The 1,390-nt window shown below is 63.1% G+C and carries 2 protein-coding genes; both read right to left on the reverse strand.

Going from position 1 to position 1,390, the window contains the following annotated elements; all coding sequences use genetic code 11:
• Positions 1-421: condensation domain-containing protein (locus NBG84_RS33915; RefSeq protein WP_250923519.1), on the reverse strand; the 421-nt coding region annotated here is incomplete at its 3' end.
• Positions 422-652: 231 nt separating this feature from the next.
• Positions 653-1,390: NAD(P)/FAD-dependent oxidoreductase (locus NBG84_RS33920; RefSeq protein ID WP_250923520.1), on the reverse strand; the 738-nt coding region annotated here is incomplete at its 5' end.

Here is a 1,390-nt window from a genome sequence, read left to right on the forward strand (position 1 = left end):
CCATGGACTCCCCATCCACCGCAATGTGATGCACCACCAACACCAACACATGCTCACCCGGACCACACCGCACCAACCGGGCCCGCACCGGAACATCGACAGCCAAATCAAAACAAGCAGCCGACACCTCCGCCAACACCGCCCCCCGCTCCTCCACCCCCCCAACCTCAACCACCGGAAGCCGAAAACCCACCTCCCCCAACGACAACACCCGCTGATACGGCACACCATCATCACCCTCAACAACCACCGTACGCAGCACCTCATGCCGACCCACAACATCACCCAACGCCAACTCCAACGCACCCACACTCAACTCACCCCCCAACCACACCGCAAAAGCACTGTTATACGTCGCCGACGGCCCCTCAAACCGATCCAAAAACCACAACCGACGCTGCGCAAACGACAACGGAATCATCGTGCCTCCAAACCGGCAGAACGAGCAGGGCGCAATGCACCACTGACATCAGGGAGGGCCGACTCCAACGCACCAAGACCCAGCTCACCCACCAACCGCAGCGCAAAAGCACCGCAGTGAGTCGGCGACGGCCCCTCAAACCGGTCCATGAACCACAGCCGGCGCTGCGCAAACGACAACGGGATCAAGATGTCTCCAAATCCGCTGGACGAGGAGGGCGCAATGCACCGCTCAGCTCTGGTCGAGCACCGTCAAGAGGTCGGCGTTGTAGAAGTCGTCGATGGAACACGCGCCCGACACCGTCGAGAAGTAGCGGTCGATGAGTTCCTGGTGACCGACCAGCTTCCGCAGCATCTCCGTCCGCCCCTCGGGCTTGAGCTCGGCCACGTTGAGCGCACCCTGGTAGAAGTCGAGGAAGGTGTCGTTCAGGTCGTTCTCGTAGCGCCGCAGCGCAACATTGAGCGCGGCATCGTCGTGCAGCCCGTCCCCGATATGCCCGGTGAGCGACTGAGCCTGGAGGAACGCGTCGGTGATACCACGGGCGGTGATGGAATCCTTGTGATGCACCGCATCACCCAGCAGCACCCACCCCGGCCCATAGGCCTGGCGGAAGAAGTTCTCCTGATGCCCCGTGCCATACCACTGCTCCACCCGCTCGCCCGCCGACATCCGCTCGGACAACCCAGGAGCCGTACTGCGTACGGCCTCCAGAAAGGCAGGCTCCACCGCGGTACGGACCACCGAGAACTCACTCTGCGGAAAGTAGGCCATGACCAACGTAAGACCGTCATTGGTCGGGATGACACCGATCCAGCGCCCCGGCCGCTCGTAGAGCTCGAAGTGGCTTGGCACGCCGGTCCAGTAGCTGTAGTAGGTGCAGGTCATCCGCGGGTGCTCGATCACATTGCGCGCACCGGCCTTGCGGGCCACCAGGGAGCGCATGCCGTCCGCGCCGACAACCAACCGCGC

The organism is Streptomyces albipurpureus, assembly GCF_023701525.1.
Lineage (GTDB): Bacteria > Actinomycetota > Actinomycetes > Streptomycetales > Streptomycetaceae > Streptomyces > Streptomyces albipurpureus.